The organism is Undibacterium sp. WLHG33 (assembly GCF_049544815.1).
Classification (GTDB): Bacteria; Pseudomonadota; Gammaproteobacteria; order Burkholderiales; family Burkholderiaceae_D; genus Undibacterium.
Window position 1 is genome coordinate 2,001,787 of record NZ_CP186697.1, and the last position, 26,698, is coordinate 2,028,484.

At 47.6% G+C, this 26,698-nt stretch carries 25 protein-coding genes; 14 read left to right on the top strand and 11 right to left on the bottom strand.

All coding sequences use genetic code 11. The annotated features are described in order from the left end of the window. Positions 1–55 precede the first annotated feature (55 nt). A complete protein-coding gene (locus tag ACOTSW_RS09155; RefSeq protein WP_423678776.1) occupies positions 56–1,180 on the bottom strand; it encodes an ABC transporter substrate-binding protein in 1,125 nt (374 codons plus the stop codon). Positions 1,181–1,343: 163 nt separating this feature from the next. Here ACOTSW_RS09155 and mobB point away from each other — a divergent pair, with 163 nt between their 5' ends. The 3 genes from mobB to ACOTSW_RS09170 all read left to right on the top strand — a co-directional run bounded on the left by mobB (position 1,344) and on the right by ACOTSW_RS09170 (position 2,739). Continuing rightward, on the top strand, positions 1,344–1,871 hold the full coding sequence (mobB, locus tag ACOTSW_RS09160; protein ID WP_423678777.1) for a molybdopterin-guanine dinucleotide biosynthesis protein B: 528 nt from the start codon (positions 1,344–1,346) through the stop codon (positions 1,869–1,871). A 65-nt stretch (positions 1,872–1,936) separates the two neighbouring features. Continuing rightward, positions 1,937–2,137, top strand: a complete 201-nt coding sequence (locus ACOTSW_RS09165; protein ID WP_423678778.1) for a YjfB family protein — start codon at positions 1,937–1,939, stop codon at positions 2,135–2,137. A gap of 164 nt (positions 2,138–2,301) precedes the next feature. Then, positions 2,302–2,739 (top strand): hemerythrin domain-containing protein, encoded by a 438-nt coding sequence (locus ACOTSW_RS09170; protein WP_423678779.1) that lies wholly within the window; start codon positions 2,302–2,304, stop codon positions 2,737–2,739. Between the two features lie 6 nt (positions 2,740–2,745). Here the strand turns inward: ACOTSW_RS09170 and ACOTSW_RS09175 are convergent, their stop codons facing one another. Beyond that, a complete protein-coding gene (locus ACOTSW_RS09175; RefSeq protein ID WP_190480015.1) occupies positions 2,746–2,964 on the bottom strand; it encodes an RNA-binding S4 domain-containing protein in 219 nt (72 codons plus the stop codon). Between the two features lie 340 nt (positions 2,965–3,304). Here ACOTSW_RS09175 and ACOTSW_RS09180 point away from each other — a divergent pair, with 340 nt between their 5' ends. The 5 genes from ACOTSW_RS09180 to ACOTSW_RS09200 all read left to right on the top strand — a co-directional run bounded on the left by ACOTSW_RS09180 (position 3,305) and on the right by ACOTSW_RS09200 (position 7,719). Beyond that, positions 3,305–3,562 (top strand): DUF2282 domain-containing protein, encoded by a 258-nt coding sequence (locus ACOTSW_RS09180; RefSeq protein WP_423678780.1) that lies wholly within the window; start codon positions 3,305–3,307, stop codon positions 3,560–3,562. A 38-nt stretch (positions 3,563–3,600) separates the two neighbouring features. Then, positions 3,601–4,491: a DUF692 domain-containing protein gene (locus ACOTSW_RS09185; protein ID WP_423678781.1), complete on the top strand. Its 891-nt coding sequence runs from the start codon at positions 3,601–3,603 to the stop codon at positions 4,489–4,491. Then, positions 4,478–5,269, top strand: coding sequence for a putative DNA-binding domain-containing protein (locus ACOTSW_RS09190; protein WP_423678782.1), 792 nt, complete (start codon positions 4,478–4,480; stop codon positions 5,267–5,269). Before ACOTSW_RS09185 ends, ACOTSW_RS09190 begins: the two co-directional genes overlap by 14 nt. A 237-nt stretch (positions 5,270–5,506) precedes the next feature. Continuing rightward, complete coding sequence (locus tag ACOTSW_RS09195) at positions 5,507–7,033, top strand: alpha/beta hydrolase family protein (RefSeq protein WP_423678783.1); 1,527 nt, start codon at positions 5,507–5,509, stop codon at positions 7,031–7,033. Positions 7,034–7,047: 14 nt separating this feature from the next. Beyond that, entirely contained in the window at positions 7,048–7,719 is a 672-nt protein-coding gene (locus tag ACOTSW_RS09200) for an OmpW/AlkL family protein (RefSeq protein WP_423678784.1), read from the top strand. A 64-nt stretch (positions 7,720–7,783) separates the two neighbouring features. Here ACOTSW_RS09200 and ACOTSW_RS09205 read toward each other — a convergent pair whose 3' ends face one another. From ACOTSW_RS09205 to ACOTSW_RS09215, 3 genes are read right to left on the bottom strand one after another with little or no spacing between them, the layout of a single operon-like run. Further along, positions 7,784–8,788 (bottom strand): diguanylate cyclase, encoded by a 1,005-nt coding sequence (locus ACOTSW_RS09205; RefSeq protein WP_423678785.1) that lies wholly within the window; start codon positions 8,786–8,788, stop codon positions 7,784–7,786. 16 nt (positions 8,789–8,804) lie between these two features. Beyond that, the gene (locus ACOTSW_RS09210; RefSeq protein ID WP_423678786.1) at positions 8,805–9,659 is read right to left on the bottom strand and encodes an HDOD domain-containing protein; all 855 of its coding nucleotides are present in this window, start codon (positions 9,657–9,659) and stop codon (positions 8,805–8,807) included. Further along, the gene (locus ACOTSW_RS09215; protein ID WP_423678787.1) at positions 9,656–9,976 is read right to left on the bottom strand and encodes a hypothetical protein; all 321 of its coding nucleotides are present in this window, start codon (positions 9,974–9,976) and stop codon (positions 9,656–9,658) included. Before ACOTSW_RS09215 ends, ACOTSW_RS09210 begins: the two co-directional genes overlap by 4 nt. Positions 9,977–10,202: 226 nt before the next feature. On the opposite strand from ACOTSW_RS09215, the gene ACOTSW_RS09220 reads away from it, so the two are divergent. Beyond that, on the top strand, positions 10,203–10,850 hold the full coding sequence (locus ACOTSW_RS09220) for a DUF1345 domain-containing protein (protein ID WP_423678788.1): 648 nt from the start codon (positions 10,203–10,205) through the stop codon (positions 10,848–10,850). An 8-nt stretch (positions 10,851–10,858) separates the two neighbouring features. Here ACOTSW_RS09220 and ACOTSW_RS09225 read toward each other — a convergent pair whose 3' ends face one another. Further along, positions 10,859–11,299 (bottom strand): hypothetical protein, encoded by a 441-nt coding sequence (locus ACOTSW_RS09225; protein ID WP_423678789.1) that lies wholly within the window; start codon positions 11,297–11,299, stop codon positions 10,859–10,861. Between the two features lie 201 nt (positions 11,300–11,500). Between ACOTSW_RS09225 and ACOTSW_RS09230 the strand changes: the two genes are divergently transcribed. Next, complete coding sequence (locus ACOTSW_RS09230) at positions 11,501–12,739, top strand: nucleoside recognition domain-containing protein (protein ID WP_423678790.1); 1,239 nt, start codon at positions 11,501–11,503, stop codon at positions 12,737–12,739. 51 nt (positions 12,740–12,790) lie between these two features. Here the strand turns inward: ACOTSW_RS09230 and ACOTSW_RS09235 are convergent, their stop codons facing one another. From ACOTSW_RS09235 to ACOTSW_RS09245, 3 genes are all read right to left on the bottom strand, one after another. After that, the gene (locus tag ACOTSW_RS09235; RefSeq protein ID WP_423678791.1) at positions 12,791–14,554 is read right to left on the bottom strand and encodes a M14 family metallopeptidase; all 1,764 of its coding nucleotides are present in this window, start codon (positions 14,552–14,554) and stop codon (positions 12,791–12,793) included. 122 nt (positions 14,555–14,676) lie between these two features. After that, positions 14,677–15,990, bottom strand: coding sequence for a TRZ/ATZ family hydrolase (locus tag ACOTSW_RS09240; RefSeq protein ID WP_423678792.1), 1,314 nt, complete (start codon positions 15,988–15,990; stop codon positions 14,677–14,679). 189 nt (positions 15,991–16,179) lie between these two features. Then, entirely contained in the window at positions 16,180–16,824 is a 645-nt protein-coding gene (locus ACOTSW_RS09245; protein ID WP_423678793.1) for a hypothetical protein, read from the bottom strand. Positions 16,825–17,701: 877 nt separating this feature from the next. Between ACOTSW_RS09245 and ACOTSW_RS09250 the strand changes: the two genes are divergently transcribed. Further along, the gene (locus ACOTSW_RS09250) at positions 17,702–19,489 is read left to right on the top strand and encodes a PAS domain-containing sensor histidine kinase (RefSeq protein WP_423678794.1); all 1,788 of its coding nucleotides are present in this window, start codon (positions 17,702–17,704) and stop codon (positions 19,487–19,489) included. Positions 19,490–19,623: 134 nt separating this feature from the next. Then, positions 19,624–21,858: a TonB-dependent receptor plug domain-containing protein gene (locus ACOTSW_RS09255; RefSeq protein ID WP_423678795.1), complete on the top strand. Its 2,235-nt coding sequence runs from the start codon at positions 19,624–19,626 to the stop codon at positions 21,856–21,858. Between the two features lie 63 nt (positions 21,859–21,921). Here ACOTSW_RS09255 and ACOTSW_RS09260 read toward each other — a convergent pair whose 3' ends face one another. Continuing rightward, complete coding sequence (locus ACOTSW_RS09260; protein WP_423678796.1) at positions 21,922–22,410, bottom strand: pilin; 489 nt, start codon at positions 22,408–22,410, stop codon at positions 21,922–21,924. Positions 22,411–22,578: 168 nt separating this feature from the next. Between ACOTSW_RS09260 and pnuC the strand changes: the two genes are divergently transcribed. Next, on the top strand, positions 22,579–23,169 hold the full coding sequence (gene pnuC / locus ACOTSW_RS09265; RefSeq protein ID WP_423678797.1) for a nicotinamide riboside transporter PnuC: 591 nt from the start codon (positions 22,579–22,581) through the stop codon (positions 23,167–23,169). Beyond that, positions 23,157–23,693 (top strand): AAA family ATPase, encoded by a 537-nt coding sequence (locus ACOTSW_RS09270; protein ID WP_423678798.1) that lies wholly within the window; start codon positions 23,157–23,159, stop codon positions 23,691–23,693. Before pnuC ends, ACOTSW_RS09270 begins: the two co-directional genes overlap by 13 nt. A gap of 71 nt (positions 23,694–23,764) precedes the next feature. Here ACOTSW_RS09270 and rpoD read toward each other — a convergent pair whose 3' ends face one another. Beyond that, positions 23,765–26,656, bottom strand: coding sequence for an RNA polymerase sigma factor RpoD (gene rpoD / locus ACOTSW_RS09275; RefSeq protein ID WP_423678799.1), 2,892 nt, complete (start codon positions 26,654–26,656; stop codon positions 23,765–23,767). Positions 26,657–26,698: the final 42 nt, after the last annotated feature.

The following is a 26,698-nucleotide window of genomic DNA, read 5'->3' on the forward strand; positions in this document are numbered from 1 at the left end:
TTTATACACTGGCAGCCTGAAAGGCGTAAGTGTCGTATTTGTAACAACACGAAGATCAGAACATCAGACCACCGCCTTTGCGGAACAGGGCGATATCAACATAGCTGGACATCCGGTAGCTGCCATCATGCGGGGTCAGAATGATGCCGCCGAGGTCTATGCTTGACTTCTGATTAGCGATTGTTTGCAGGCCGTCTTTGCCCGGTTTGGATAACTGAATCGCTTTCGCCAGTGTTTTGGCAACGACAAAGCCTTCAAATGTCAGTGACGACAAATCTTCGTCACGGAATTTTTTCATCATATTGCTGTGCTCAAGCTGCACGATGGATTTCTTTCCCTGAGGATTCGGGATTACCTGAGAAAACACTGTCCATTCCAGCGATTTGGCACCGGCAACCTCCGCCAGCGTATCGAGATTCGTCAGCGACATGCCGGCCACGAATGTTCTTGGCGCATGCTTACGGAACTCTTTTAAAAACAGACCGGTACTCAGGGTATCTGCCACGACGATGACGATATTCGGATTCGCTTTCGATAAGGCGACCGATTCACGTTCAATATCGGCAGGAGAATTATTGATATGCACAATACCGCTCAACTGCATCTTGCGTTTTTTAACTTCGTTACTCACGTACTGGAACATATCCTGATTGACACTGTTTTCCTGCACCGCAATACCGACACTTTTGATGCCGAGTTTGTCAAAGTACGAGAAGATATACTGCATTTCCTGCTCAGGACTCGGGCGCCAGAACAGGACGCGGTTACCATAACTTTTAACCGCACCGATCAGTGGTGCAAACAGAGTTTGTCCGCTTTGTGCAAATTTAGGCGAGCTGACGACAGCATCCGTCACAGGTGCACCTATGCCGCCCAGCAAGTATTCTGCTTTATCTTTTTCTAATAATTCAGCGACTGCTTTGACCGATTGCGCCGGGACACCCTGATCATCTCTGGCGAGATATTTGACTTTGCGTCCGTTGATACCACCGCTGCTATTAATACTATCGAAATAGGTGGTGATACCAGCAACATAGTCGCGGCCGATACTGCCGTTCGGACCCGATAAATCAATAGCCTGCCCGATAATAATCTGATTATCCTGAGCATAAGTCACAGAGATGAACAGATTGCAGATAAAAAGAACGAAGATGGCAAGTTTTCCTGAGAAAGTTCTCATATTGATTTTTGTCTATTGTTGCGGTGCACCGAAGTTTGCCACCAAATTGTTACTGTATGACTACATACCCGGTTCGTTATCGTGCTGAGGCGGATCAGCGATGACGTTTTGTTTGTTACAGATATGTTTATACTGGCGACAGGATTATTTCGGGGCGCGGTAAATGTCACAGAACATCATGGGTGTGGTTGGTTGGTCAGGCAGTGGAAAGACGACTCTGCTGGAATTTCTGGTGCGAGAATTGTCTGCTCTTGGTCATCGGGTGAACGTCGTCAAGCATAGTCACCATGACATCATTATTGAGCCGCCACAAAAAGACAGTGCGCGCTTCAGGTCTGCCGGTGCAGCTGAGGTTTTGTTAGTGTCGCCATACCGCTATGTGATTACGCGTGAACTGCGTGCAGAGGATGAGCCAGCGCTGATGGATATTCTGCCAAGATTGTCGGGATCTGATCTGATCTTTGTCGAAGGCTATAAATGGGAACCCATTCCAAAAATCGAGGTGTATCGCCCCGCGCTCGGTAAGCCGGCGATTTTTCCTGATGATCCGCATATTATCGCTGTGGCTTCCGATGCGGCTGCACCGGAGAATATCCGCCCCGGTCTGGTCTGGCTGGACTTAAATAATACGACGGAGATACTTCAATGGATGCTGACAGAACTTCGTCAGAAAAAATTTTCAAGATTTTGAAAATAAAAATTAAAGTAAAGCTTGTCTTCAGCCGTTAAAGAAGATGTTTGATAAGGAGAATTGTCATGGACGTTACAGGTATAGCAAATGTTGCAACGACACTCGCAGATGTTGGTACCAGCCAGGCAGTGAATATTGCTGTATTAAAAAAAGCAATGGATCTCCAGACTGAAAACGCAACTGCGTTAATTCAGGCGATTCCAAATCCAAATAAGGTGCAGAATCTTCCGCCGTATCTTGGTCAGAATATTAATACCACTGCTTAAGTTATCGTATCTGACGTATCGCCCGTTAGTAACTTGCTCAGTTAATACTTTTCTCGAAACAGCGCACTTTTAAGTGCGCTGTTTTCATTTGTAAGATGATCTTTCGCAAGCAAGCTTTGAGCTGATCAGCCATAATCTTGCAACTTCACTGCAATGGAAAAAACATGACACAAAATACCTGGGGTTGGTCAGACCGGCTGAATTTAAGTTATGCACCGATGGATGAGATTCATCATGAATTCGTTGAGTTATGTGCTGCCTTGTCTGAAAATAATCCTGATACATTTATTCGGCGCCTTGACGCACTGATTGCTCATTCAGTTGATCATTTTGAGCAGGAAAATCGCTGGATGGAAGAAACGGCATTTCCACCCGCCGGCTGTCACCGGCAGGAGCATGAAGCGGTACTGGAAGTGATGCGCGAGGTTCGCCGCCGCGTGGAGGAAGAGGGTGATCAGGAGCTGGCGATGCGTCTTGCTGAGGAGCTGCCGCACTGGTTCGAGCATCATGTTGACACGATGGATAATATGCTTGCGCGCTTTATGATGAGTCTGGCGGCAAATTCTGTGCCCGGCGATGTTCAGGAAAAAGTCTCAGTCTGATCAGTCTCAGTCGGCAAGGACACGTATTTCCACGTCACCAAGACGGACAACCTGACCTGCGCGGATCTTGGCTGTTTTCCGCAATTCCTGTTGCCCGTCAACGCTGACATCACCGCTGGCAACGATGACTTTACCAGCGCCGCCGCTTTCGCAGATGCCGACTAATTTCAGTAACTGATTTAATTCCACAAATTCGCCATTCAGGCTGAAACTCAGTTTTTGCATAGGATCTCCGGTGAGGCATTCAAAAAAAGGGCGCAGCATACACTAATTTGATGCGTAGCCGGAAATGCGCCTGATCCGGTAGTATTTGCCACGCACAGCTGAGGTATTGCGCACAACTTCAGGAATTGTACACGTCCGTCAGATATAAAATGCGGACAGTGTCAAACATTGTCGTGATCATGATTTGATTTTACTATTGCCAGAGTTGACGACCTGCACTGAAATTTGATTCAAATATGAGAATTTTTTATTATTTTCAGTCAGGCAAAAAGCTTCAGTTGCCGGATTAATGGCAGCATCCTCCTTAATTCAGAGCGTACTTACTTTTCAGGACATCAGAATGAATAATAAAGCAATAATTACAGCAGCTCTTGCCGGTTTAATCGGTACTTCCGGTGTGACTGCGGCGGAACCTGCGAAGACTGAAAAATGTTACGGCATTGCTAAAGCAGGTCAGAACGATTGTTCGTCGAAATCAGGTACACATTCCTGCGCTGGCCAGGCGAAGAAAGATAATGATCCGGATGAATGGAAAAAAGTACCCGCAGGCACCTGCGAAAAAATGGGGGGTAAAACTGATGCCCCTAAAAACTCTTAATCAGGCATCCGGTTAACTTCGTTAGCGCTGTTGCAGATATGTCGGGAAATTTTTCAGCACCAGATGTTCATCCTCCGGTTGGCGCCGGTATCGGTCTGCGAACGCAGCACTATCAGGAATTTCTGGCAGCACCGGTCAAGGTCCAATGGCTGGAGGTGCATGCGGAAAATTACTTTGGGGATGGCGGTTATGATCGCCATGTTTTACAGCAATTGCGTGAGACATATCCTGTCAGCTTGCATGGTGTCGGTCTTGGACTTGGCTCGGTACATGGATTTCAGCAGGAGCATATTGCAAAACTCAGACGCCTGATCGACGATATTCAGCCCTGCCTGGTGTCCGAGCATCTGTGCTGGGGGGCGACGGCAGGAAGAAGCCTGAATGAACTGTTACCTATGCCTTTGACCTCGGAATCGCTGCATCTGTTTTCTGATCGTGTCGATCATTTACAAAATCAGTTGCAGCGCCGGGTGTTGATTGAAAACGTTTCTGCTTATGTACGCTTTCAGCATGATGCGATGAGCGAGGCGGAGTTTTTGTGCCAGCTGGTCCGGGCTACGGGATGTGGTATTTTGCTCGATATAAATAACCTGTATGTGAATCAGATGAATCACCACGAGAGCGCGATGTCTGCTCTCGAATGCTTTGCCTCATTGCCATCCGGCTCTGTGGGTGAGATACATCTGGCAGGACATTTGCAGGCTGATGACTGCCTGATAGATCATCATGGCTGTTGCGTTGCAGAGCCAGTGTGGCAATTATATGAGAAGGCTTGCGAGATGTTGGGTGCGGATATTCCGGTACTGATCGAGTGGGATACCGACGTCCCTGCTTTGTCTGTTCTGGTCGGTGAAGCTGAAAAAGCAATGCTGATTCAGTCGGAGTCAACCAGGTTATTTCAGACTAATGACAAGTATGAAACCACCTGACCTCGCGAGCTTGCAGGAGCAATTTACATCGGTTCTGTTGCGACAAACAAGCACAGTCAGCGACGAATTACCCTTGTCAGCTTTATCCCAAAGCCGCTTGTCGTACTACCGTGGTAACTTGAATGCAATTTGGTATGCAGCTCTGAAAAACGCTTATCCAGTGTTACACAAACTCGTTGGTGACGATTTTTTCCGGCAGATGGCTCGCGAGTATGGTGAAACATATCCTTCCGGATCAGGCGATCTGAATCAGTTTGGCGCGGAGCTGCCGTCCTATCTGGATATCTCGGAGAGTTGCAGCGATTATCCGTATTTTGTTGATGTTGCAAGGCTGGAGTGGCAACTGCATTGTTCGTATTATGCAGCGAATGTCCCCGTTTTGCGCTTGTCTGAATTGATTACGTCTGCAGCGTCACGCAGCCTGGATTTATCGTCAGTGATATTGCAGAAGCATCCGGCCGTGAGTCTGTATGCCTCTTCCAGATGTGGACTTGATATCTGGCTGGCGCATCAGCAGCCAGGTCCGGTTATTTTTCCATCGCAGACAGACATGCAAAACTACGGTCTGATTGTCAGGCCTGACTGGAAGCCAAAAGCGATCCGCTTGCAAAAGACGGAGTGGATGGTGTTAAGTAAGTTGTTTCTCGGTGAGTGCCTTGAAAATGCATTGGACTATGCTCTTCGGCAAGAGCAGGAATTTCCAATTCAGGCCAGTTTGAACCGTTGGTTTCAGCTGGAAATATTTTCGGCTATTGTCAGCTTTTGTGACGAGGAATGATCATTTTCCCTGGCTGAAGGTCATTATGAATTTATACTGTCATTTCAACTACATCTGTTACCGGTTTTAAGGTGGAAATATTTTAAGAATGTTTCCTCTAGATTTATCAATGTAGCTATTAATACATCAGCACAGATGACATACTACGCGTCTAAGTTTTTAGAACGCTCGTTCCTTTATCTTAACATCGGCGTTTTTAGTAACTTATACACAAATTCTTATAGGAGAGAGACACTCATGCGTCATTATCACATTGCGCTCAGCCTGTTGTCCGCAGCCATTTTATCGGCTTGCGGTGGCAGTGGCAGCGAAGGCCCTGCTATCAACACCTCCGTTGCTCGCGGAACTTTATATGCGAATCCACCGATTCTTGTTCCTATTCCGCAAGAAAATGGACCAGCTGTAACAAAACTGGACCCGGTAGTTTTTAAAGCCATGCTGGAAGCCAAAAAACCCGGTCTGACACAGGTGACGGGCGTTCCGAAGTGTGAAATCTCCACGTACTACATGAAGTATGCAACTGTTGGCGGCGCAAACGAGCCAACTGATGCAACAGGTGCGATCCTGGTGCCATCAGGCAGTGACCCGGCATGTACAGGTCCTCGCCCTGTATTGTTATATGCTCACGGTACAACGGTTGAGAAGTCTTTTAACATGGCAAACCTGAGAGACAACTCCGAAGCTTCTCTGGTTGCTGCAATGTACGCTGCTCAGGGCTTTATCGTTGTAGCATCTAACTTTGCCGGTTACGATGTTTCCTCTCTGCCTTATCATCCTTATTTGAATGCAGATCAACAAGCGGATGATATGGTTGATTCTCTGCGTGCTGCACGTACTGCGTTCCCACGTATCAATGCGCAGGATTCAGGTAAGCTGGTGATCGCTGGTTACTCACAGGGCGGTTATGTAGCGATGGCGACGCAACGTGCCATGCAGCAGAAATATGCATCCGAGTTTAAGGTTACTGCTTTAGCAGGTATGTCTGGTCCATATGCACTCGCTTTGTTGGGTGATGCAGTTTTTGCGGGCAGCCCGAATGCAGGCGGAACCGTATTTTTGCCAATGTTAACAACGGCATGGCAGAAGTCTTACGGCAACGTTTATGCGTCTGCTAATGAAATTTATGAAGACAAATACGCAACTGGAATTGAAACCTTAATTCCTGGTTCATTGACGATGACGGATTTGTTCACCACGGGTAAATTGCCTTCCTTAGCCTTGTTTGCGAAAGATTCCCTGCCTGGTCCTTCAACGCCTGCATTCGGCGGCTTTTTCGGTGACGGCAATCTGATCAAAACGAGCTATCGTAACGCTTACCTCGCTGATGCTCAGAAAAATCCGTGCGGCACCAATCCTGCTGATCCGCTGAACTGCTCCCCAGCAAATGGATTCCGCAAAGCCGGCGTCAAAAACGATTTGCGTAACTATGTTCCAAACGTGCCGGTCATGCTCTGTGGTGGTGGCAGCGATCCTACCGTGTTTTTCGCAAGCACACAGGCAACGGCAGGGTTTTTCCTCGCGAAGGGTTTCCCGAGTGCATATCTGACAACGCTTGACGTGGATACCAATCCAACGAGCGCAGCCGATCCTTTTGCTGCTGCGAAAGTTGGTTTTGCTCAGTCTAAGGCAGGTGTTATTTCTGCAGCGATTGCGGCTAAACAAGATCCGGCTACTGCTGTTGCAAGTGCCTACCACGGTACTCTGGTTCCACCGTTCTGTAACGCTGCAGCGCGTGGTTTCTTCCAACAAGTTCTGGCTAAATAACAGGGAGACTGACCATGAAAAAAACTAAATTGATTGCTGCATTAGCGCTGACGCTGTCTGCTACTTCTGCTTTTGCTTATGACAATACGGTGAAAGCTGGTCTTATCGGGCTCTGGATTCATTCTGATTCACCGGATTTCACAAGTAACGGACCGGCTTATCTGACACCGCAACCAGCAGGTTTAACGGTTGGTGACAGTAAGACCCTGATGTTTGGTTTTACACGTAAGCTGACCGATAATTTTGATCTTGATTTTACTGCCGGTCTGCCTCCTGAGCATAATGTCTATGGTCGTGGAACGATGGCGCGCTACGGCGTTATTGCAAAGGTGAAACAACGGGCGCCAACCCTGTTTGTGAACTATAACTTCGGTGCTCCGTCTGAAAAATTCCGTCCATTCGTAGGGCTTGGTCTGAACTACACGCAGTTTTTTGATGCTACTACCACTGCGTCAAATGATATTGCTACCGGTGGTCCGACAAAACTCAAACTGAAAGAATCATTTGGTCTTGCCGGTCAGATCGGTATCAGATATCAATATGATGACCGCTGGTCTGTTACTGGCGCGATCGTTACTGCAAAAGTAAAGACTGATTTGACGGCGGTAACAGGTAGCATTGAGCGTAAAACGACGATTGATTTCAGACCAGTTGTCGTCACTCTTGGTGTTGGTTACAGCTTCTGATGACGTCAGTGGTTTAAATAAAAAGGGTTCGAACATCGAACCCTTTTTTTCATCTGTAAAAAAGTCAGACGGCGACTTGATTCCGACCTGCATCCTTGGCGCGATACAAAGCGGCATCTGCAACTGAAATCAATTGCAGGAAATCTTGGTCGGCCTCAAGGGTTGCGACGCCAAAAGAGCCTGTAATATGGGGCAACGGCTTTGCGGGATCAGGGAATACTTTTGTTTTGCTTAAGCGCGAGCACAAACGCTGTGCGACCCCTATTGCTGCTTTTTGAGTCGTGCCCGGCAAGATGACCATCATTTCTTCTCCACCATAGCGCGCCGCAAAATCGGTCGGTCTTAATCCCGCATTTAATACCTTGGCTGCCGTCTGTAATGCATCATCGCCCACCAAGTGACCATGTTCATCGTTGAAGCGCTTAAAGTGATCCAGATCGACCAGAATGATACTGAGTGGATTACCGCTGATGTGAGCGTGTTCTATCATCGGCGGCAATTGTGCATTGAGCCATGCTCTGTTATGCAGCCCGGTCAATCCATCGACCATCGATAACTGCCGGTAAAATTCGCCGACCTTTTGTCTGCTGCGGATCTGTGCATTAGCTGTGCGTATTCTAAACGATAACAGTTGCAACAGATTACGTGCCACACCGTTAGACTGATCGATCAGTTGCCATAAGGTATCTGCTTCAATCACAAGCAGGTCGCTGTCTGATAATGCGGAAATTGTCGCGGAGTGAATTTCTTCATCCAGCACCGATATTTCTCCGACACATTCGCCAGGCAGGTACTGTGTGATGGAATTTTCTATATGATTGTTGTCTTCATTGAGCTTGGTGATGCCTAGAGCGCCATTGAGCACAATAAACAGGCGGGAACCAGAACTGTTTGCATCCAGCACAACTTGTCCGGCTCTTGCTTTGACGACTGGGCAATCTTTAATGATGTTGCGGATGAGCTTAAGATGATCATCTGTAATGTCGCGAAATAAATGGATATCTTCAATCCGGTATTTCGCATCCTTAAAATACATCAGTTGTTCCAAAATCGTTTTATCCAGATACATGAGTCGGTTATCGTGTTCAAATTAAAATCTGATTCAGCGCCTCTACCCGCATTTCGGTCTCGCGGAATATGCTGAGGCACTCTGTTTCGCTAAGGGCAAGCGTATCCCAAGCATGGGGCGACAGCAAGGGGACAATGTCATTTTTTTCATCTGCGAGATCGAGTGCATGCACCATAGCATCGGCAACGTGAACGACAGACGCTAACGGATGTATGCCCGGTATATCCGGACGATGGTGCCCCTTGATCGCATGTTGAATTGCTTCTGCAAATAGCCATTGCTGTGCCAGTGCCACGCCCGCATCGACGTGGTCTATGCCCATGATTTCACGTTCCGCATCAAGCAGGTAACAGTCTTTCAGTTGGCGATATCTGATGACTTCGGCGTATTTGTCCGGATAATAGCTGACCAGTACCAAGCGTCCGACATCATGCAAAAGTCCCGCAGTAAATGCGAAATCATGTTTCATATGGAGTGCGCGGGAGATTAATTCAGCACATATCGCGGTTGCGACGCTGTGCTGCCAGAAAGCCTGAAAATTAAATCCCTCGCAATAAGAGACAGAGCTGCGGTTGGAAAGTATCGTCAGACGCACCAGATTTTTAATCTTTTCAACGCCGAGTAAGGCTGTTGCCTGCTGAATAGTCACTACCCTGGAATTAACGCCGAAATGCGACGAATTCACCAGTCGCAATACTTTGGCCGTAATTGCATGGTCCATTGCAATTTTTTCGTTGATCAGATCCAGACTGCTGTTTTCATCCTCCAGAACGGAGACCAGTTCACGTGCAACCGCCGGCAGTATTGGCAGGTCTTTTATACGTTTGATGACGTCAAGCAAAAGCGCATTTTTCTCGGCATCCGTTTTCATGATGCGCCTCCTTCTCGGTAATGCTGTATGTATTGCTGTAGCAAACAGACTGGCTGTTCAGCGGGATACTTACGGAATAACAACTGGATCCGTTCAATCTTCATCTGACGTTCTTTAAGCTCTTCCGGAGTCGGAGTGGCATCTGCCTCTATGCATAACTGACTGACACCGTGTGCCGTCAGGGAACGCAGCATGTTTTCGCTCAGTGCTGTCCCGGCGGGAAGCAGAATATGGCCCACCTTATCAAGCAAATCATCTGCCAGTATCATTCCGGCAGTAACCTTGTTCAGTGTCAGGTAATGACTATGTTTACTCATGTTACAGGCTCCCGATTCAGGTGCTCAACGCATCACATATATTGCCGGATATTCAGGTGCGCTAGACGCTTAGGTTGAAAAAAACCGACATTTGCAACAGGATGGCAATGTTCCTTTTGTGCTCATTCAGACCAATCACTTACCTCACTGGTTATACTACACCTCGTCTGAAAAGTTTCTATTGATAAACGTTCAAAAATAAATATAAAGATAAAGGCTGGAAAGAGTGAGTAATCTTCTGTTACACAGACCGCGCCTGGTGGCTACTTTTCTGATCGCAGCCATCGTATCGGTGGTTTTACCCAACGACTGGGCCTTTTCAACGCGTGCGCTATTTTGCTGGAATAGCGGTGTGTGGTCGTATCTTGCCCTGATGGCGTGGCTGATGACCCGGGCAAAGAACTATCATGTCCGCGAGATAGCGATGCAGGAAGATAACAGTGCGGTCGCAGTACTCGCGTTATTGTCATTTTCAGCGACGATCAGCCTGGTCGCGATAGTGATAGAACTAACGGGTACCCGGGCGCTGGCACCAGACCTGAGGGCGCTGAAATATCTGTTCGCAGGAATTACCGTACTTGGTTCCTGGGCTTTGCTAGGCGTAGTTTTTTGCTTCCATTACGCATTGTTGTTTTACAATTCTCCGGAACAACAGCGGGCATTGCGTTTTCCTGATAATGAGCAAATGCCGGATTATTGGGATTTTCTGTATTTCTCATTCACGATTGCTGTCGCCGCTCAGACTTCTGATGTCTCAGTCTCCTCTCATAGCGCCCGTAAAACGGTGTTAGCGCAATCCGTGCTGAGTTTTTTCTTCAACCTCGCCGTGCTTGGCTTTTCTATCAATGTCGCAGCCGGACTTGCCGGTAACTGAGCCGGATCTCAGTCTTCCCGGTGGTGATGTCGGTGACGTTCTTTCCATTCATGTCGGTCATCGCGATCTGAGCGCCAGTTCTCGTGTTCACGCCATGGACGGCCATAGCGTTGTTCCACATACTGATGATATACATAGGGACGTGCTGAGCTCAGAACTACGGGAATACCGCCGAAACGCGCGTCAATACTGATAAAGTAAGGAAGTCTGTTATTCGCTTCCCAGCCGCGGCCATCTGACCAGTACCATGTTTGTGATTGTGGTGAGAAATATACTTGATGCGATGGGTAGTAAATATAGTTGTAATTCCGGACTGGCTCCGGGTCATATCTGTCGTAATACTCGCGACGCCATCCATGATCGTGAGCTTCCGCAACCTGACTGATACCCGCAATGAGCAAGCTGGCGACAATGGCGGCAATGGCGTTAATCCTGAAGTGAGCAGACATATCATTTCCCTGAAACGAAGATGATCAGAAAACGCACGGCGATACACGTTCGCTGACAAAATAAAATAAATACGCAGGAAAATACTGCAACAAACTGTTACTGCTATACCTGCTACTTATACCCGGATCCGAAAAAATCATTCGTAGCTGATTTGTTTTCATGTTAAAAAGATTTCACTTGTAATCTCAACTTTTGGCGCTATGGCACTTAATTACATTTGGATAGGTTTTTTTCTGATCAGCTTTATCGCCGCTTTAGGGCAGTGGATTTTTCTCGGCGATGTTGAGGTATTCAAACGGATTATCGATGGTACTTTTGACTCTGCGAAAATAGGTGTGATGGAAATCGCCTTACCCTTGGCCGGTGTCATGACCTTGTGGTTAGGGATCATGAATATTGGTGAGAAAGCAGGTGCCATCAATTTATTAGCGAAAATTATCGGACCTTTTTTTGCCAGAATTTTTCCAGGTGTTCCGCAGAGTCATCCGGCTAATGGTCACATGGTGATGAATTTTTCGGCGAATTTGCTCGGTCTCGATAATGCTGCGACGCCGTTTGGTCTGAAAGCGATGGAGAGCCTGCAAACACTCAATCCAAAAAAAGACGAGGCAAGTGACGCGCAAATCATGTTTTTGGTTTTGCATACCTCGGGTCTGACTCTGATTCCTCTGGCGATCATGGCGCAGCGCGCGGTACTCGGAGCAAAAGATCCGTCTGATATTTTTATTCCATGTTTAATTGCGACTTATGTCGCAACTGTCGTCGGTCTGATCGCGGTCGCTATTTGTCAGCGAATCAATTTATTTAACCGGGTAGTGATGTCCTGGCTCGGTGGCATCAGTGCTTTTATTATCGGCATGGTCTGGTATCTGAGTCAGCACATGAGCCGCGCAGAAATTGAGGTTTTCTCCAAGGTCAGCAGTAATTTGCTGTTGTTCTCCATCATTGTGGCGTTCATTCTTGGCGCTATGCGTAAAAAAGTGAATGTATACGAGGCATTTATTGAGGGCGCAAAAGGGGGGATGCAAACGTCGTTGACGATTATCCCTTATCTGGTCGGGATGTTAGTGGCGATCGGAGTGTTGCGAAATTCCGGCGTTTTAGGATTTGTGGTCTCCGGTTTTAACTGGTTTTTTACTCAGATAGGCGTTAATACGGATTTCACGTCTGCATTGCCTACTGCCTTAATGAAACCTTTGAGCGGAAGTGGTTCGCGGGCGATGATGGTCGATGCGATGAAAACCTACGGCGTAGATTCTTTTGTAGGGCGTCTGGCCTGCATTTTCCAGGGATCGGCCGATACCACCTTTTATATCGTAGCGCTGTATTTCGGTTCTGTCGGTATCCGTAAAACCAGATATGCAATTTCGGTGGGATTGATCGCCGATTTAGCAGGTGTCATTGCTGCGATTTTTGTTGCCTATTTATTTTTCCATTAATCTGATCCGCTTCAATGAATGAGGAATGTAAGTCCTCATTCATTTCACGCTTTATTTAGGAAAGGTATTTGTCTTCACGACCGGGTATTGCTGATAGCGCTGATCCCAGGATGAGTGACGACGGGCAAAGAACTCTAAGCGCGCCTGAGGATTTTTCGCAAACTCAGCATCGTCTTTCAGTTTTTTTTCAAAGACGGCCCTGAGTTCAGGATTGGCAGCCAGCTGTTCACGTGCAACATCTTCTGCGACGTACGCTTCCATATATTCTTTTTTCTCGAATGCATTATTAAAGAATCCCCATCTGACGAGCGCATCCGGTGCCTGCGGTTCAAATAATGCGGCGACGAGTGCTGCTTTGGGCTGAGCTGCAGGGACGAATAAAGAACCTTTACCGAATGAAGCCTGATCAGCGGTCCATTCTCCTTGTAACTGCAGGGTTTGATGGCTCTCCGTTGATTGTGGCGACAATGTCGCTTTCGTTGTGCTAAACCGTTGTATTGCCAGATTGTTGACTGCGGTCGTCAGTGTTTGGAATTGTATTCCGTGAACCCGTAATTTCTGAATAACGATTCTGGCATAGGATGCTGGAATTAAATATCCCGCTTGCGGCAGGGAGATGTAGGTATCCGGAATAATTTCGTCGCGCAGTTTAACCTGCCATATTTGTGGCTGGCTTTCATCATATCTTGTCATCAAAGCACCGGAAATATCTGACGGTTTTCTGGTGTAGGCATAACCCCGGAAGTTGATCAGATGCGATTTATCCGTTGTCTTATAAGTCACGGGGATGGCTGTCCCCGCCATTTTTATTGAGCGTGAATCTGCGTCTGTTGCTATTTTTTCCCACTCATTACCATATTGCGCGACTTGCTCCAGGATGGAGCTGATCGTGTTTTTAGTAATTCGGACCCGGGTAGCGTAATTTTTCCAGGAGTGCGTTTCCACCAGGATGCCAAAGCGATTTCTCAATTGAAAATATCCATGTGAAAAGCGCGGAGGTGGCACGCTGTCAACAAAACCTGATACCGGGTCATCTTCCTTTTCAAACGACATATAAAACGGTTGGGGCAGCGAGCCAGTCTTAGCCAGATCAGCGAGCACATTTTCCTGCAGTTTTTTACCCGCCGCTTTTAAACCTTCATCTCCTGCATGCAGGGGTTCCACCTGAATTGAAATATCATGCTCGAATTTTGCGCCATCAGTAACGTGCAGATCAACGCTGATCAAAGGATCCCATTGATTGATGAGGCGCAGCATTGATTGCATTTCGACCGTATCGGCTTTCACGTAATCGCGATTCAGATTGTAGTTTTGTGCGGTGGTACGCCACCCCATCTCTTCCGGACCGCGCTGGTTGGGGCGATTCCATCTTCCAAATCTTTCGTGTCCATCGACGTTGAACACAGGAATAAAAATAAATACCTGCTTATCTAATGTATCTTTCGCTGCCGCATTGTCAAGCATCTCTCTTAAGACCAGAAATCCCGCATCTTTCCCGTCAATTTCTCCCGCATGTATTCCACCCTGAATCAGGGTAACGGGAATATGTTTTTCTTTCGCCAGATACGGGGTGAAAGCATTGGTTTTTGTCGCAATAAGCGCCAGTATCGGACGTCCTTCCGGGGTTCGTCCGAACTCTTGGCAGCGGACAAGTTTAGGATAATTTTTTTGAAAATTGCGACAAAGGATTTCCACTTCATCGTAACGGCCAGTCTTTTGAAAGTTACTCTGCTCCGCAATTGTCATCAGATTTTCTGCTGCAATGCTGATGCTGCTACTGAATAAGAAAGTGAGATAAATTGGTAAACGTTTCATTATGAGCGGGAGTAAAAGATAAGCGGAATGGTTCCTGTGAAAATATGCAGGGGCTCATTTCTCAAAAACACGGAAGAATTCACGTCCGTATTTTTATAATTAACTTGTTTCAGAATAACTGGTCAATCATCGAGTATGCGTGCCTGCCACCACTTTGCTTTTGCGAGTAAATCTGACTCTGCCAGGGTTTTTAATTGACGATTTTCCATTAAGCATTGCCCGTTGACCCAGACATGGCTGACTTGTTCCCGCCCTGCGGCATAAATAATCTGAGAGACCGGGTCGAAAACAGGCTGGGTCTCAATCGACGAGAGATCAATAGCGATAACATCGGCCTGTTTTCCGGCAATCAGACTGCCGATACGGTCTTCCATCCCCAGTGCCTTGGCGCCGGAAAGGGTTGCCATCTCTAGTGCTGAGTGTGCATCCAGCGCGGTCGGGTCATTCGATTGCGCTTTGGCGAGCAACGCTGCCAAGCGAAGATCACCAAGCAAGTCGAGTTTGTTATTGCTGGCAGCACCATCAGTGCCGATTCCAACGTTGATACCTGCTACCCGCATAGCCTGGATACGTGCGAAACCTGACGCCAGTTTTAAATTGCTGGCCGGATTGTGTGCGATGTGAACGCCAGTCTTTGACAGCAGGACAATGTCATCATCGTCAGCATGCACCATATGCGCTGCAATCAGGCGATTACTTAATAAGCCGAGTTGATACAGACGTTGCAGCGGTCTCATACCGTGTTGTTTCAGGCTGTCATTGACTTCATCCGCTGTTTCATGGATGTGGCAGTGAATGCCCATATCATATTTTTCTGAGAGTTCAATAATTTTTCTGAAGGTATCATCTGCAACAGTGTAGGGCGCATGGGGGGCGAGTCGGAAATCAATACCCTCCTGATTCGCAAAAGCGGCTTTTGCTTCAATCGCTTTGATCAGATATTCACCCGCATTTTGAGCAAAGCCTGTCGGAAATTCCAGAACGCTACAGCCAACGATTGTGCGCATTCCTGCTTGCAGCCCCGCTTTCGCAACGGCCTGATGGTGGAAATACATATCATTGACAGTGGTTGTTCCGCCACGAATCATCTCTGCCATTGCATACAATGTTCCGTCAAGCACAAATTCGTCGGAGACATGTTTTTTTTCAGCCGGCCAGATGTGATGATTCAACCAATCCATCAAAACCAGATCATCAGCCAGCCCGCGTAACAGACTCATTGCTGAATGAGCATGCAGATTGATAAACCCGGGAGTCAGTGCATGTTCTTTCAACTCAATGTGAGTGGCATTCTGATAGCGCAGGCGAGCCTCTGCTTCGGGAAGTAAGGCGATGATTTTCCCGCTCTGCATGATCAGGGAATAAGCAACTAATACAGTCGCTTTCGGCTCTACTGGAATCAGGTATTTGGGATGTAAGCAGGTGATAGAATTCATGGCATTCCTCTGAAGGGGAGCGCCATTATATCGGGCGGATAAGCTTCGCTCAATTTCCAAAAGGACGATCTATTTCAAATACGCACAATGAAGTGGTAAAAACCGGCTTGAGGAATACTGAAGTGAACGAGAAAGACGATAAGATAAAAAATGCCGTCAGCAGGACGGCATGTCATTTCAAGAAGATATTTAATTCGGCAACTGCTTTGACGGAATTTTTACATCTGTCAGCGTATCGTTTAAAACAGAAATCAGGAGCGAGCGGGTCAGTTGTGATTTCGTGGTGTATCCGTCAATCGCAAACTGATTACTGACTTTTTCTTCCGGTGCATAGCCCGGCTGACCGGTACGTAAGATAATTCTTATATCATTTTTACCTAATTCACCTCGAATGACTTTGACCAGTTTCAGTCCCGCATCCACGGTTTCCATGACAACATCAAGCAAGATCAGGGACAGATCTTCGTTCTGGACTATCAGTTCGTGAGCCTCTTTGGCAGAGTAAGCATGCAGAAATTCCAGTGGGCGGCCATGAATACGCACACCATTTAACGCAAGGACAGTCGTTTCGTGAACGTTACTGTCATCATCGGTAATCAGTATTTTCCAAGGGTGAACAGCTGCTCCCAAAGAAAAATCTTGTTCATCTTCCTCAAGAAAGTCGATGATGTCGTCCTGAATCGCGTCAGAGGATGAGGCATCTTTTCGCGTGCAATAAGAAATGAAAAAATCAATATTGCATATCGAAAGACGATCTGGCGTCTGCCTGTTGCCCATACCGTAATCGGTGCTATCTTTTCGCAAGCCGGGCATGTGACTGTGATGTTGTTCCATCAGTGCTCTCCCTGGTGCTTGAAAATATCTGTTTCCAGTTCTTATCTTATGTGAAGAGGCGATCTTTATCAATACTCTGATCGGATGATGTTAATTAAGACGGAACATGTTGTAATCAGCCATTTATTTTTCTGGTGTTACATTGCAAATGATAATATGCAAAAGATTTAATACCGATTCAGTGCACCTCGCATCGGCACATTGTGATGACCGCCGGGAAGCTCAGATGGTGTATTCCTGATCTGTATTAAAGGATTGTGACGATCTCAGGGAGGATGCCTAGTATTTTATGTTGCCGACATACATTTTCTCCTTCAATGGCTTCTCAATCATTTTGTTTTTGTTGACGTCGCTGATCCTGATTGTCCCGAAACCATCTTCAACACTGCCGCGTTTTCAGTTGTATTGGTGCGCAGCGTTCATATGCCTTGCCTGTGCTCAGGCATTCAGCTTCTGTCGCACCTTACCAGTGCTTTCCGTCGTTCTTGGGAAAGTTTTTTTATCGGGCTTTTCATTTCTTTTTTATCTGGGGGGGCGTATTTATACGCAGAAAAAAAGCAATGTCTTACCGCTCCTGACCGGAGTTGTTTTTGCTGGCATTTTCCTCTTTTCCTCTCAATTTTATTTGTCATCCCCATTTGCCATCTCGTTGTCAGAAGCTATTTTGCCTGTCTTACTCATGTGTCTGTCAGCCTGGTCACTGCTGGCGATATACCGTCGCTTCCGGCCTGGGGACAGTCAGGGAAAGCTCATCGTATGTTTTTTGTCGGGACTATTTTTTGCGGAGGCCATGCTTTTGCTGAGTTCCGTGTTTTATTCAGGACAGGCAGATCGACAGCTGATAGTTGAGAATGTACTTCTCAGTATTCAGCTTCTAATGGCATTGACGACGATACTACTGCTGTTAAATCAATCTCGTCCGCTAAACGCCAGGGATGAAGATTTACAGTCAGAAATACATCGTAGTTTCGATGGAGGAACGAGATCTCAGAATCCTGCAGCATTGTTTGAAACCGTATTTCAATTGGTTCCGGACACTTTGACAATTACCCGGCTGGATACGGGGCAATACCTTGATGTGAACCGTAACTGGGAGCCGATGTCAGGATACTCGCGCGAAGAAGCCATCGGACGTACTTCGACAGAGCTGAATTTATGGGTGAACCCGGAGCAAAGAAGCGAACTCGTTGCGCGTGTGGCGCATGAGACTGATGTTAGAAATCTTCAGGTGGCATTCCGTCATAAGGACGGACACGTCTTTCAATGTCGTATTTCGGGAGCGCGTTTCAATTTACACGGATGCGACTATCTGATGCTGATCTCTCGTAATATTGACATGGAGATAGAGACGGAAAGTGCGCGTCTGAAAGCCGAAACGCTGTTGCGTGAAAATGAGAAAAAATACACCACGTTATTTCAGTTGTCGCCACTTCCTTTGGGATTAATCGATGTCAGTACACGTCAAATGATGGAGGTGAATGATGCCTGGCTGACGCAATTTAAATTCGCGCCACATCATATTTTCACCGATTCCCAGATGCATGATTTCTGGGGGAGTTCAGAGCAGCCCGATGCTGCGATTCAGTCTCTGCTGAATCAACAGGAAGTCAATCAGATTGAGGTTGTGGTGAAAAACAACCTTGGTACCGAGGTCATCTGTCTGATGTCAGCGCGTCTGCTGGACATGAATGCTAAGACGGTTTTTATTTTTTCTTTAATGGATGTGACGCGGCAGTATCAGGTTGAAAAAGAAATCCGGGAGATGTCAGCTGAATTGGAAATTCGCGTCAGACAGAGAACCAAGAATCTGGAGGATGCGAACGCAGAACTGGCTTCCGCAGTGGAGTCATTGCATCGTGCACAGGAAAAACTGATTCGCTCAGAAAAAATGGCGGCACTCGGTTCCTTAGTTGCAGGCATTGCACATGAGTTGAATACTCCTTTGGGAAACAGCGTCACCGTTGCCAGTACTCTGCAAGATCAGACTACAGAGTTTTCTCAGGCGCTCACCAATGGGCAACTGAAACGTTCGGCACTCAATCAGTACATTGAAGTAGCAACCCACGGAACTGAATTATTAATGCGTAATTTAAGTATCGCTCGTGATCTGATCGCCAGCTTTAAGCAGGTTGCCGTTGATCAATCGAGTAGTCAGCGCAGGGTATTCGATCTGGCTACAGTGCTCAATGAAATTATTGCGACACTGTCTCCTATGTACAAAAAGGGACCTTACATTTTAAAGACGAATTTTGCCGGACAGGTAGAAATGGATAGCTATCCGGGACCGTTAGGGCAGATACTGACTAATTTCGTGACAAATGCGTTGATACATGCGTTCGACCACAGAGATCAAGGTGAGATGTCGATCACTAGCCGTCTGTCCGATGAAAAACATGTTGAGATCGTCTTTGCAGATAATGGTGTTGGTATTTCTGATGCAGACCAGAAGCGTGTTTTTGATCCTTTTTTTACCACCAAGCTCGGACAAGGTGGATCAGGCCTGGGTATGCATATAGTTTATAACCTCGTCACTGACGTCCTCGGTGGTGAAATTCGTCTGCAAAGTACACCGGGCGCAGGCACCAGCTTTACTCTGCGAATCCCCCTCGTCGCCCCTCATATATCACCTGAATCACGTGAAACTGATCTCATTACTAACGTGTGACAGGTATTTATCTGTTTGTGAGCATGCAGTTTAAGACAAAGATATGCAATTTATCTTTGCGCTGAACTTTATTTGTTGATAATGGTCAGAGCAGTACTTTTTTATTTACCGCTTCCTTAATTTTCCCTATTTCTATGCGTACTCCAGGTTTCCCATTAAGCATTATTGCTGTTTCTATTTTGTTAGGTTTTCACACCCTTGCCAGCGGCCAGGAAACTGGTAATGCTGCCCCGGAGTCCGATTCTTCCAGACTGCCTAAAAAAGCACCGGTCAAAGCCCCGGAGGCGCCTGTACAGAAGGTGGAAGTGCAGGGGGCTCGCAATTATGATGAGCGTCGTCAGGATACCGCGACCAAAATCGTCGTCACGCAGGATGACATTGTTCGTTATGGAGATACTACGGTCGGTGATGTGTTGAAACGCTTACCTGGCATCACCGTCGGAGGCGTGCAGGGACGTGGCGGCGAGATCCGCATGCGGGGGCTGGGCTCTGGTTATACCCAGATCATGCTCAACGGAGAACCCAGTCCACCGGGGTTTTCGCTGGATTCGATCTCGCCGGATCTGATCGAACGCATAGAAATTATTCGTGCCGCGACGGCCGAACTCAGTACGCAGGCGATTGCAGGCGCCATCAATATTGTACTGAAGCGTGCGGTGCAGACCGCACAGCGCGAGATTAAGTTTGGCGGATCGGAGGATGGTGGAAAGTTTGCCGAGAATGTGAATCTGCAAATTTCGGATAAATCCGGGCGTTATTCTTATTCTGTATCCGGTAACTTCAATCATGGTCAGTATGAGCGGCCATCGACGATAGTAGAGTCAGGTACGGATGTCAGCGGCAAACCGAATAAGCTGACCAGAACCGATCAGCTGGGGTGGGGAACGTTCAATGGCATAGGCCTGTCGCCGAGAGTGAATATTTCGTTGGCGAATGGGGATACGCTGACCAGTCAGAGCTTTGTGAATGCCAGTCGTTTTGCAGGCTACACCAGCGAGGTAAGTCAGCCTTTACTTGAGAAGTTACCGACTTATTTCAGTGATTTACAGCGTATAGAGTCCGATTTTGCAATGATCCGTAGTGATCTGAACTGGATACACAAACTGGCTGACAGCGCTAAACTTGAAGTGAAATTTGGCGTGAACGTTAACCGCCGTAATTCCGACGTTGGCTTGCTGGGATATGACAGGAATAAAAATCAGATATTGGACAGGAAAAGCACATCCGATGCGTCGGATAAAGGGCTGACTTCGAGTGGTAAATATTCTGCTCCGTTCATTGAAGATCATGCGTTTGTTTTCGGATGGGATGGCGCTTACAGCAAACGTAATGAGCATCGCCTGCAGAAGGATGTCGTTACACCCGGCAGCGGTCTGGTCGCTTTGCCGCTGAATGAAAATTATGATGCAGATGTGACGCGTATAGCCTTGTTTGCACAGGATGAATGGAATGTGACGAAACAATGGTCGGTCTATGCCGGCTTACGCTGGGAGGCAATCGAGACACGAAACGAGGGAACAGGCTACGCTGAAGTTACAAATAAATCGAGTGTGGTAAGCCCGATATTGCAAACTCTGTGGAAAATTCCGGGTAGCAAAAATGATCAGGTACGTTTAGGGCTGACACGTACTTACAAGGCGCCAAGCAGCGGTCAGTTAATTCCACGTCGCTATCAATCCAATAACAATAGCGAGACCAGTCCCGACAGCATCGGTAATCCAAATCTGAAACCTGAGCTGGCATGGGGTATTGACGCTGCGTTTGAACACTACCTCACTGATGGCGGAATGCTGAGTGCCAGCGTTTACATGAGAAAGATTGACGATATTATCCGCACCAAACTGGATCAGATCAATGGGATCTGGTTTACGTCCCCTGCGAATGACGGGCAGGCGACGACAAAGGGAATAGAACTCGATGGTAAGTTTCCATTACGCTCTTTGATCAGCGATGCGCCAGCGATCGATTTCCGTGCCAATCTCTCGCTGAACTGGTCAGATCTGAAAACTGTACCAGGGCCGAATAATCGTCTGGACTCACAAACGCCTGTCAGTGCAAATATCGGGATGGATTACAAATTATCGAAAGTGCCTCTGACTATCGGTGGTAACGCCAGTTATCAGAGCGGCGGAACGGTGCGGGTATCTGCGGAACAGACCAGATACTCTGTGCCCAAGCGGGTACTGGATCTGTATGCGTTATGGAAGTTTGATCCTAAGACCAATTTAAGAATTTCGGTAGCGAACCTGTTGCATCAGGATAACGTTTCATCCAATACAGTGGTTAACCAGTTGAGCGGAACATCACAGCAAATCACATACACGCCAACGACGGTCGCAGTCCGTGCGATGCTCGAGCATAAGTTCTGAGGGCGCTAACGATCTGAATTTGCTTTTGTGGAGAAAAACGCCGGAGTATTTAGTCGGCGTTTTTTATTTTGCTCTACTGCGGCAAATCAGGGGCAGATATTGTGTCGGCAGCGTTGTTTTGTCTGTGCCTTTGACTATCATTTTGTCAGGTGCCTGTGCATTGGCGCACACCCAGGTCACCGGAACGACATGTGCATCTTCAACGACAGCCGGGCGCAAGGAGAGCACCTTACCTTTAATAGAGTTACTGGCACGATTACCGAAGGTGATGTGAACGACACCATCTTCGACACTGACGGCGCTGACGAAATTATTGACGATTTTGTCGGAGGACGGTAAGCCTGCGGCTGCATTATCCGCAGGGAATTTCTGTCCGGCCAGCCATGCCAGTTCTACCGGTTTTTTTGCCACATCAGCCAACGGCATCGCTGCATCGATTTGTTCACGGATGACTTTGTATAAATACGATGGGGCGGCCATCACTGCAAGTATGCCGATGATCGCAACAACGGCCAGAACTTCTAACAAGGTGAAGCCAGATTGTTTTTTCATATTGCATGACAAGAAGGATTTTTCAGCAATATAAAGGAAAAATGCAGATCCGCGTGATGAATTCAAGCCTGATCACGGTATTTTTATGTTTTTGCCTGATCAGCATGACACAAATTTTTCTATCGTTGATAATGCGGGCTCTTATTCATAATGAAGTTTCTCCTGCCTATGAACGACGCTGTGCAGTTTTTTGGTTTGACGACAAGTTTGCTTGAGCTGCTGTCGTTCATCTTGTCGGTGATGACTGTTGTGCTGAACATTCGTCAGATACATTGGGCTTGGTTATTTTCAATCTTATCTTCAGGGTTGTACGCCAGCGTTTTTTTCGAAGCCAGGTTGTACGGAGATATGGGTTTGCAATGGGTCTTTATCATTGTCTCCGTTTGGGGCTGGTTTTTGTGGTGGCGCGGTATTGACGGAAGCAGCGAGTTACCTGTATCTGCGCTGGCGAGTCGTGAGCGCGTGGTTGCGCTGATTGCATGGGGGCTGGGATTCATTGCCTTAGCGTGGTTTTTAAAGAAATTTACGGATACCGATGTTCCTGTGGCGGATGGTTTTCTTACCGCTGGCAGTTTGCTCGGGCAAGTTTTGTTATCCAGAAAAAAAATTGAGAACTGGCTTATCTGGATTATTGTCGACGTCTTGTATGTTGGTTTATACCTATATAAAAATCTGATGCTGACAGCAGCCTTGTATGCGGTCTTTGTCATCATGGCAATCATGGGGCTGCGTGCCTGGAGTAAAACATGTCAGAAGTAAAATCAAAAGTCCAGCGTGTCGCTATCCTGGGGGCAGAATCTTCTGGCAAGTCTGCACTGGCAGAGGCGCTGGCGCAACGCTATCAGACCTTATGGGTACCCGAGTATTTGCGCGAGTTTGTTGAAACTCAGCAGCGCGTTCCGCGTGAAAGTGAACAGATAATGATTGCACGGACGCAACTGGAACGGGAACATGCGATGGCGCTCAAGGCGAATGGCTGGTTGTTTTGCGATACGACGCCGTTAATGACGGCCATCTACAGTGAATACTATTTTTCGGCTGCCGGTGATGATTTGCTGGCACTGACAGATCAGCACTATTATGATTTCACTGTGGTGACCGCACCCGATTTGCCGTGGATTGCTGACGGCTTGCAAAGAGAGTCACCGGCAGTTCGTCAGGCCATTCACGAGCGCGTCTTGGTGGAACTGGAAGAGCGTGACATCTCCCATTTGCTGGTTGAGGGCAGTCTTGCCCAAAGAATAGAACAGGTGGAGTTCGCTTTGACTTTTTTGATGGCATAAAAAATGCCGCTGGTATCAGCGGCATTTTTCCATGTAACGTCTAAGGTATCAGTACCTAAACCAGGTACTACTTACTGATTTTCCATCAGACCTTTCAGGTGTTCGGCTTTTCCGGGATGGCGTAACTTCTTCATTGCCTTTGCCTCGATCTGGCGTATCCGTTCGCGTGTGACTTCAAATTGTTTACCGACTTCTTCCAGGGTAAATTCACTCGCGGTTTCAAGGCCGAAACGCATACGCAATACTTTGGCTTCACGCGGGCTTAATGAGTCCAGTGCTTCTTTCAGTTTTTGCTGTACAGAGGCCTGCATTGCCGCAGCCATCGGTGACATCGTCATACTGTCTTCAATAAAATCGCCGAGCTGTGAGTCACCATCGTCACCGATAGGCACATCCAGAGAAACAGGTTCTTTGGCGATCTTCAGAATCTCGCGTACTTTTACTTCCGGCAAACCCATTTTCTCTGCAATTGCGGCTGGCTCAGGCTCCAGTCCGCTGATTTGCAAGAGCTGACGTCTGACGCGGTTCATCTTGTTGATGGTTTCTATCATGTGTACCGGCACACGTATTGTCCGCGCCTGATCCGCGATGGCACGTGCGATTGCCTGACGTATCCACCAGGTTGCATAAGTGGAAAATTTATAACCGCGGCGGTATTCGAATTTATCCACTGCTTTCAGCAGACCGATATTACCTTCCTGAATCAGATCGAGAAATTGTAAACCTCGGTTCACATATTTCTTTGCGATGGAAATCACCAGACGCAAGTTCGCTTCCGTCATTGCGCGCTTCGCTTCGCTGGAACGTTTTTCACCGGCGATCATCTGTTTATTGATGTCGCGCAGGGAACTCAACGGCAGCTCGACACGCTCTTCCAGTTGAATGAGCTTTTGCTGTAATTCTCGGGCAGCGTGGATGTGACGTGATAAGGCAGTGGCGTATGGCTGGGCCGATTGCATTTCTTGTTCGAGCCAGGCAGTATTGGTTGCATGTGTACGCAGCATCTCGACGAAATACGCACGGGGCATACCGCATTTATTCACCAATAATTCCAGCATCTGCTTTTCAGTATTGCGCAGATCTTTCATTTGCTTACGCAGCGTGTCGCAGAGTTTTTCTGCTGTTTTTACCGTAAAACGCATTCCTTGCAGTTCGCGGGAGATCGCCTGTTGTGCTGTGACATATGCAGCTGAGCCATAGCCGTCTTTGGCTCTCGCTGCCTGCATATCATCAAAGCGCTTCGCCACAACTGTGAATTTTTGCAGCGATCCGGTCTTTAGCTGTTGTAATTGTTCATCGCTGATACCACCAACGTTGTCACTGACAGAGTCATCATCGTCATCGACTTCATCCGTGTCATCGCTATCGTTGATCAACAAGACCGGAGCTTCATTTTCTTCAGGACTGATCAGACCATCAATAATGTCGTCTATCCTTACTTCGTCTTTTTCAATTTTGTCTGCAATCTGCAGAATTTCCTTGATCGTGCCAGGACAAGCGGAAATCGCCTGTACCATGTCTTTCAGGCCGTCTTCTATGCGTTTTGCGATTTCGATTTCACCGGTTCTGGTCAGTAGTTCGACGCCACCCATCTCGCGCATATACATACGAACCGGATCCGTCGTACGACCGAAGTCAGAGTCCACCGTCGCCAGCGCTGCCGCAGCCACTGATTCAGCTTCATCATCACTGACGACGATCGTGACATTATCAGTCAGTAACATCATTTCAGCGTCAGGAGCTTTGTCGTACACCGCAATGCCCATGTCATTGAGCGTGCTGATGACATCTTGAATCATTTCCGGATCAGCGACTTCTTCCGGTAAGTGATCGTTAATTTCAGCATGGGTCAGATATGAACGGTCTTTACCGAGGCGGATTAACTTGGTTAACTGCTTGCGATAATGTTCCAGTTGCTCTTCATTGACAGCACCACCTGATTTTTTACTTTTTGCTCTGGCCGCCCGTTTCAATTCTGCAGACTCAGCAGCATTCAATGCCTGAATTTCATCATTTTCAAACTGAAATTCTGATGGCTTACGCCCCCTCTTTGCAGGTTCTTTGCTGCCGGACAGGACATAAGCTGAGGTATCGATATCGCTGAATGGGGTCGCGGTATTGGCCGCCGGCTCTGATTTTACCGGTGCAGGAGCTGTCGTCGCAGGCCGGACCTGAACCGGTGCTGCAGACACATGAGCCTGACGTACCGGGGACGTTGCGACTCGCGATGCATCAGCTAAGACAGGCTTGTCAGTAATACTGGCTGCGCGCGCAGCAATAGCCACGGGTGCTGGAGCAGGTGCGACGGGCTTCAGTGTTGTGACAGGGGCCGCTGGTGCAAATTTTCCCGAGCCTATGCGTGCTTCGCGTTTGACGGTCGCTACTGCAGGTTTTGTACCGGGCTGATCTGATAGCAGTAACTTCTTTGCGACTTTCGGTTCTGTTTTACGAATGACAGCCGCGCGCGGCTTTGCGATGTCGGCCCCCGATAATGTTTGCAATCCGGCTTTCAAATCAGCACGAATCTCCGTTTTCACTTCTGGCTTTACCGGCGTTTCTGCTGTTTGCCCTGTTTGTTCAGTCAGGGCTTCTGTGTTTTCACTGACGCTCAGTGATTCTGTGACGACGTTCGCGTTATCCGGTGTTGTCTGCGCAGTTTCATCGAAAGGCATATTACTCATCGCCTCGATATCTTCTGCTGTTAAGGCTTTTGCGGGGGCGATAATAGCCTCCGCTATGATGGGTTGCATGCGTGAACGACGTTTCGTCACGACCATGACCGGTACTGCAGTTGCGCTAGTTTGAGGTTCTTCCATTTTTTCCGCTGTTGGCGTCGCGGGCGTGTCTGCGTTGGATGGCGCAGCCGCCGCAGCACGATTCAACTGCAGGGTCTTTTTACCCAGAGTGAGCGTGGCGCCAGTTTTTTGAGCGGGAATAGTTGAGTCAGTTAAGCTGGTTTTCATGTAACAAAGTCGATTGTGACAACAAAATCTTGTCAATAGTGT